The organism is Pseudomonas frederiksbergensis, from assembly GCF_000802155.2.
GTDB classification, from domain to species: domain Bacteria; phylum Pseudomonadota; class Gammaproteobacteria; order Pseudomonadales; family Pseudomonadaceae; genus Aquipseudomonas; species Aquipseudomonas frederiksbergensis_A.
In genome coordinates, this window is sequence record NZ_JQGJ02000029.1 from 34498 (window position 1) to 41102 (window position 6605).

A 6605-nucleotide genomic window follows, 5' to 3' on the forward strand; every position below is an offset into this window, starting at 1 on the left:
TGTACCTGCGATGACCTGAACATGGACCTTACCCAACAGCAACTCATCAACATCATGCCCAACGCCCGCGCCCAAGCGGGCGTTTTTATTCCTGCGTTGAACACCGCCATGTCGCGCCATCGCATCGACACACCCAAGCGCATGGCTGCATTCCTCGCCCAGGTCGGTCATGAGTCCGGGCAATTGCGCTATGTGCGGGAGTTGGGCAGCGAGCAATACCTGAGCAAATACGACACCGGAACCTTGGCCGTTCGCCTGGGCAACTCGCCCGAGGCCGACGGTGACGGCCAAAGGTATCGCGGTCGGGGATTGATCCAGATTACCGGCCGCGACAATTACCTGCGTTGCAGTCAGGGGTTGTTCGGTGACGAACGCCTGCTGGCGTTGCCGCAGCTGCTGGAGCAACCGCAATGGGCCACCGAGTCTGCCGCCTGGTTCTGGGAGCAGGGTGGCTTGAACGAACTGGCCGACCGTGACCAGTTCAACAGCATCACCCGCCGTATCAACGGCGGCTTGAACGGCTTGGAGGATCGCCTGCAACTCTGGGCGCGGGCGAAGGCGGTGTTATGCCAACCTTCGGCATGATGCCTTTTTCGTCACGTGCCGTGGGCGTTGTCGTGTTGCTCGGGCTGCTGGCCGGCGGTCCGGCGCTGCTTGCGTGGCGGTTCCAGGACTGGCGTTACGCTCAGCAAATGGCCCGGCTCGCACAGGCCCAGGCCGAAACCCTGAATCAAATCACCCAGGCGGCTGCGGTGCAGCAGAAGGTCGAGCAGGACAAACGCCTGGTCCTGGAAAAACAACTCTCCAGCAGTGAACAAACCCATTACCGAGCCCTGAGCGATGCCCAACGTGACCAGGATCGCCTGCGCGATCGCCTTGCTACTGCCGATGTCCGGCTGTCAGTCCTCCTCGACGCCGACGATGTTGCCGCCGGTTGTGCAGTGCCTGCCGCCCCCCGCACCGGCGGCGTGGATCATGGCGCCCCACGCGCCCGACTTGACCCGGCGCATGCTCAACGAATTATCGCCATCACCGACGAGGGTGACCGCGGACTGATCGCCTTGCAGGCCTGCCAGGCCTATGTGAGGGCCCTACGCCAGTAATCCGCCGAGCCTTGCATGCTTCGAATGCTCGTGTACGGTAGGCGCCAGTCGCGTCGAATCAGGAGAGCATCATGGACGACATTACCGAGTTGGCCGCTGAACTGGGCAGGCGCTTGCAATTGCTCAATGCCCATGTCACCACCGCCGAGTCCTGCACCGGTGGCGGAATTGCCGAGGCGATCACCCGGATACCGGGGAGTTCGGCCTGGTTCGAGGCCGGTTTCGTCACGTATTCCAATCGCCAGAAGACCCAGCAGTTGGGTGTGCCCGGCGAGCTGTTCGAAAAAGTCGGTGCGGTCAGTCGCGAGGTGGTGGAGGCCATGGTGCGGGGCGCCCAGCGACAAAGCCTGGCGCGCTTTGCCGTGGCGGTCAGCGGCGTGGCCGGGCCGGACGGGGGCTCGCCGACCAAGCCGGTGGGCACCGTGTGGCTCGCCTGGGGCGTTGGCGAGGCGGTATTTAGTGAGCAGCGATTCTTTCCGGGCAACCGCGACGAGGTCCGCCGACAAACGGTGAAGGCCGCGCTAGACGGGCTGTTACAACATGCCACCGCAGAAATCTCAAATCAGGGGTAGGCGATCCCTGATCGCTGTGGAATAATACTGGCTACTTATACAGGTGTTGGCCGCCAGGCCTTATTGATTACGTGAGGACTTTAATGGACGACAACAAGAAGAAAGCCTTGGCTGCGGCCTTGGGTCAGATCGAACGTCAATTCGGCAAGGGTGCCGTAATGCGTATGGGCGATCAGGACCGCCAGGCTATTCCTTCCATCTCCACCGGCTCCCTGGGCCTGGACATCGCGCTTGGCATCGGCGGCTTGCCAAAAGGTCGTATTGTTGAAATCTACGGTCCTGAATCCTCCGGTAAAACCACGCTGACCCTGTCCGTGATCGCCCAGGCCCAGAAAGCCGGCGCGACCTGCGCCTTCGTCGACGCTGAACACGCCCTGGACCCGGAATACGCCGGCAAACTGGGTGTCAACGTCGACGACCTGCTGGTTTCCCAGCCGGACACCGGCGAACAAGCCCTGGAAATCACCGACATGCTGGTGCGTTCCAACGCGGTTGACGTGATCATCGTCGACTCCGTGGCGGCATTGGTGCCGAAGGCTGAAATCGAAGGTGAAATGGGCGACATGCACGTGGGCCTCCAGTATGCAGTATTCGGAATCGCAGCATAGTTTTGGTTCACTTAGGAGGTATCCCTTCCCTCACAAGGGATACGCCCTAAGCTAATCAGCAATATTCGATTAATCCTAATTTGAGTGGTCGACGAGAATGGATCAGGCAAAAAACAAAGCGTTGGAAATGGCTCTTTCTCAGATCGAGAAGCAGTTTGGTAAGGGTGCCATCATGCGGCTCGGCTCCGACCGCACAATGGATATCGATGTTGTCTCGACCGGTTCTCTGGGCCTTGACATCGCTCTGGGCGTGGGCGGTCTGCCGCGTGGTCGTATTGTTGAAATCTACGGCCCAGAGTCTTCCGGTAAAACTACCCTGACTCTTTCCGTCATTGCTGAAGCTCAGCGTCAAGGTTTGACCTGTGCATTCGTCGATGCTGAGCACGCCCTTGATCCAATCTATGCCGCCAAACTTGGTGTGAATATCGATGATCTTCTGTGCTCGCAGCCTGACACTGGCGAACAGGCACTTGAGATCGTAGACATTCTGACTCGTTCGGGTGCGGTCAACGTTATTGTCGTCGACTCCGTAGCTGCTCTTGTTCCGAAAGCTGAAATTGAAGGTGAGATCGGGGACTCCCATGTTGGCCTTGCCGCCCGAATGATGTCGCAGGCGATGAGGAAGATCACTGGTAACCTGAAGAACTCCAACACTATGTGTATCTTCATTAACCAGATCCGTATGAAGATCGGCGTGATGTTCGGCAGCCCGGAAACCACCACCGGTGGTAACGCCCTGAAGTTCTACGCTTCGGTACGTCTGGACATCCGCCGTACCGGTGCGGTCAAGGAAGGCGACGAGGTGGTTGGTAGCGAAACCCGCGTTAAAGTGGTCAAGAACAAAGTTGCTGCTCCATTCAGGCAAGCCGAGTTCCAGATCGTTTACGGCCAAGGTATCAGCAAAGCCGGCGAGATCGTTGACCTGGCAGTTTCCAATAACTTCGTTGAAAAGTCTGGCGCCTGGTACTCCTTCGAAGGCAACAAGATTGGTCAAGGTAAGGCCAATACCATGAAGTGGCTGCTGGAAAACAAGCCTACCATGGACAAGCTGGAAGGTATGATTCGCGACAAGTTGATGTCTAAGCCTCAGACTGAAACCTCTGCCAATCTCGCAGCTCTGGAAGAGCCAGCTGACGACTATTGATACCTCACAGCACCTCCAGGTCGCTGCAGGTAGTCGCTAGTTAAGTTGCTGTTCCCCATAAAGCCTAGCTCCCCAGCTAGGCTTTTTATTTCGTGTAAAACTCAATATCTCCCCCTTCAAGGTGAACTACCGTTCGCCTCTCGCCCAGCTTGACTCTAAAAAATCCCCATCGAATTCTTTTGTGATCAAAACAGCTTTCCCCCACCACAATCCAAAACGGATACACTCGTCCTAGGCGATCTGCCATCACCATAATCGGCTTTCGTAACGGACACATCCATGGACTACGCACGCATCAGGGGCAAGGACTCAGGTAAGCATCTGGCCTTTGAGGAACTCGTTTGCCAGTTAGCTCGGCGTGAGCCTCAGGCCGCTGGCGCTGAGTTCAGACGAGTGCACGGTTCAGGTGGGGATGGTGGGATTGAAGCCTATTGGGTGCTTCCAGGCGGTTCTGAGATTGGCTATCAAGCCAAATACTATCTAAAGTCGAGCGAGATCAACTGGGCCAACTTGGATGACTCTGTGCAGCAGGCGCTTAAGACTCATCCCAATCTGACAGAGTACGTAGTGGCCTTGCCATGTGACTTGACCGACAGGACTGGTAAGCAAGTCAACGGTAAAACTGGCTGGGATAACTGGACAGCTAGAAAGGCCAAATGGGAGGCGCTCGTACCGGAGGGCCGATTTGTGCAATTCGTGCCCTGGACGGCATTTGAGTTGAGTGATCGGCTGATTCAACCTTCTGCTGACGGGCTAAGAAGATATTGGTTCGGGGATGTTGAATTTTCCGCCCAATGGTTCGCTGATAACTTGGAGATCGCGGTCACATCGCTCGAAGAAAGGTATCATTCCGATGATCATGTTGAAGTCTCATCGGAGCGGCTGTTCAAGGTAAAACTTCGAAGTGCCGAAATAATTCAAGAGGTCAGCGACATTTTCGGTGCTATCTCGGCTGTAGGTGGCATTGGTGACGTGCAAGTCAAGGTGGGCGAGACCGATCAAGAATCTATTGATTTTATTGAAAGCGGTATAGGGAGATTACTTCAGCTTCAGTCGCGCTTTGATGATGATCCATGGCGTGTATGGCCTGTTAGAGATACGCTTGAAGTAACAGATCAAGTCCTCGATGCAGTGAACCAACTCAATATTCGTTTATGGCGCACCAGTCGAGATGGCTCACAAAATGAATCGAAGCTTGAGGCCTTAGCAAGCGCCATCAGAGCATTGAGAGGTTTCCTCAGGAGGCGAGATGTCGCGTCCGAGACAAGAAAAAGCATACTCTTGTACGGGAAAGCCGGAAGTGGCAAGTCGCATTTATTAGGCCGTATTGCTGAGGAAGCAATTAACACTGGTACTTCTGCTATTTTGATTCTTGGGCAACAGCTCACTAAAGATGATATATGGAATCAAATAATGCGGCGGGTTGGTGTCACAGGCGCGATTCCTGATACGTTCCTTCAGGCGCTCAGCGCGTCCGCTGAAGCCTCGAAGCGTCGCGGCTTGATTTTGATCGACGCTATAAATGAAGGGCCAGGATATAAACTGTGGCGGCATGAGCTAGCCGGCTTTATCGCAAGGGTGGAAAAATTTCCAAACTTGGTCGTTGTCTTCAGCTGCAGGACGGAATACAAGGCCTATGTTGTACCTGGGTCGGTCGAGCAATGGGTTGCAGCAGTCGAAGTGCGCGGGTTTGTAACATCTTACGAGCAGGCTAGAGCAGCAAGGATGTACCTCGGTAAGCGAGGGATTTCGCAGTCAGATACTCCATGGCTAGCAGTAGAGTTCGTCAATCCGTTGTTTCTGAGGAGTGCATGTATAGCGCTCAAGAAAGCAAATCAAAAGTGGTTCCCGAAAGGTCTAGTCGGAACTAGAAAGTTGGCGGTTGCAGAAGCTGAGTGCAACACGGTTATTGATTTGAAGCTGGAGCATGATGCCGCATAGCCATGGCTTCCTGCATCACCTCGCCCATGACTTCGATCGGGCACTTGAAATCGAAGCGTTTACGGGGGCGCATATTCAGCTCCAAGGCGATGGCATTCAATTGCTCTTGACTGTGTACCGACAAGTCAGTCCCCTTGGGCAGGTACTGGCGGATCAGGCCGTTGATGTTTTCGTTGCTACCGCGCTGCCAGGGGCTGTGCGGGTCGCAGAAGTAAATAGCGACCCCTGTCTGCTGGGTGATTTCAGCATGCCGCGCCATCTCCCGGCCCTGGTCGTAGGTCATGCTCTTGCGCATCGCCAGCGGCATGCTGTTGAGCGCTGCACTGAAGCCCTCCATCGCCGAGGTCGCCGTTGCGTCGTTCATCTTCATCAGCATCAGGTAGCCACTGGTGCGCTCCACCAACGTGCCTACCGACGAGGCGTTGGCCTTACCCTTGATCAGGTCGCCCTCCCAATGCCCCGGCATCAGCCGGTCTTCGATCTCTGGCGGGCGAACATGAATGCTGACCATCTCAGGGATCTGGCCGCGCCGATCCACGCCACCAGAGCGCGGCCGGCGCGTCGTCTTGCCTTGGCGCAGGCAGACGATCAGCTCCTTGCGCAACTCGCCGACCGGCAAGGCATAGATCGCGTTATAGATCGTCTCACGACAGACGTAGGCATCTCTGAGGTTGGGTATGGTCATGCTGCGCAGCTTGCCGGCAATCTGCTCGGGAGACAAACGCTTACGCAGCATGTGGGCCACCAGTTCGAAGCGCTCGCTGCCCGGCACAAGCTTGCGCTTGGGGCGACAAACCTGGCGCCGAATGTTCATCTGTTGCTGGGCGCAGCGGGCCGAGTAAGCACCACTACTGCCTCGATTGCGCTTCAGCTCTCGGCTGACGGTCGAGGGCGACCTGTCAATCAGGCGAGCAATGCCGCGCAGGCTGAAGCCTTGAGCTTGACTGAGTTGAATGATGGCGCGCTCTTCGACGCTGAGTTCGGAATAGGACATAGGGGCAGCACCGTACCGGAAAGGTCAGGTGTTGCACTCAGTTTTCGCGGCCGCCGTTCATACCTGAGCAAAGAAGCTCCAATACGCTTTCGACCGCCCATACCCTTGAAACAAAAAAAGCCCGCTTGAAGGCGGGCTTAAAACGAAGAGGGTAATTCAGCTGGCATCATTGCCAACGTTGATGGCTCAGACCTTCAGCTCATCAAGGACGCTCAGCACAGCTTCGTGTGCGATGCTGATGAT

The 6605-nt window shown here is 56.1% G+C and carries 6 protein-coding genes and 1 pseudogene; 6 read left to right on the forward strand and 1 reads right to left on the reverse strand.

From position 1 onward, the window contains the following. Nucleotides 1-21: 21 nt before the first annotated feature. The 6 genes and pseudogenes from JZ00_RS27910 (at nucleotide 22) to JZ00_RS31310 (ending at nucleotide 5368) form a co-directional block, all read left to right on the forward strand. Nucleotides 22-585, forward strand: coding sequence for a glycoside hydrolase family 19 protein (locus JZ00_RS27910; protein WP_039594449.1), 564 nt, complete (start codon nucleotides 22-24; stop codon nucleotides 583-585). Further along, a complete protein-coding gene (locus JZ00_RS32185) occupies nucleotides 567-1103 on the forward strand; it encodes a lysis system i-spanin subunit Rz (protein ID WP_039594450.1) in 537 nt (178 codons plus the stop codon). The genes JZ00_RS27910 and JZ00_RS32185 overlap by 19 nt, the downstream gene beginning before the upstream one ends. A gap of 71 nt (nucleotides 1104-1174) precedes the next feature. Continuing rightward, nucleotides 1175-1675 (forward strand): CinA family protein, encoded by a 501-nt coding sequence (locus tag JZ00_RS27920; RefSeq protein ID WP_039594451.1) that lies wholly within the window; start codon nucleotides 1175-1177, stop codon nucleotides 1673-1675. Nucleotides 1676-1758: 83 nt separating this feature from the next. Continuing rightward, nucleotides 1759-2256: pseudogene (locus JZ00_RS27925) on the forward strand (ATPase domain-containing protein); the annotation flags it as partial. A 124-nt stretch (nucleotides 2257-2380) separates the two neighbouring features. Continuing rightward, on the forward strand, nucleotides 2381-3427 hold the full coding sequence (recA, locus tag JZ00_RS27930; protein WP_034048552.1) for a recombinase RecA: 1047 nt from the start codon (nucleotides 2381-2383) through the stop codon (nucleotides 3425-3427). A gap of 279 nt (nucleotides 3428-3706) precedes the next feature. Then, entirely contained in the window at nucleotides 3707-5368 is a 1662-nt protein-coding gene (locus JZ00_RS31310) for an NACHT domain-containing protein (protein ID WP_200900502.1), read from the forward strand. On the opposite strand, the gene JZ00_RS27940 is transcribed toward JZ00_RS31310, so the two are convergent. Then, a complete protein-coding gene (locus tag JZ00_RS27940; RefSeq protein ID WP_039594452.1) occupies nucleotides 5334-6362 on the reverse strand; it encodes an IS30 family transposase in 1029 nt (342 codons plus the stop codon). The two genes, JZ00_RS31310 and JZ00_RS27940, sit on opposite strands and share 35 nt — an antisense overlap. Nucleotides 6363-6605 lie beyond the last annotated feature (243 nt).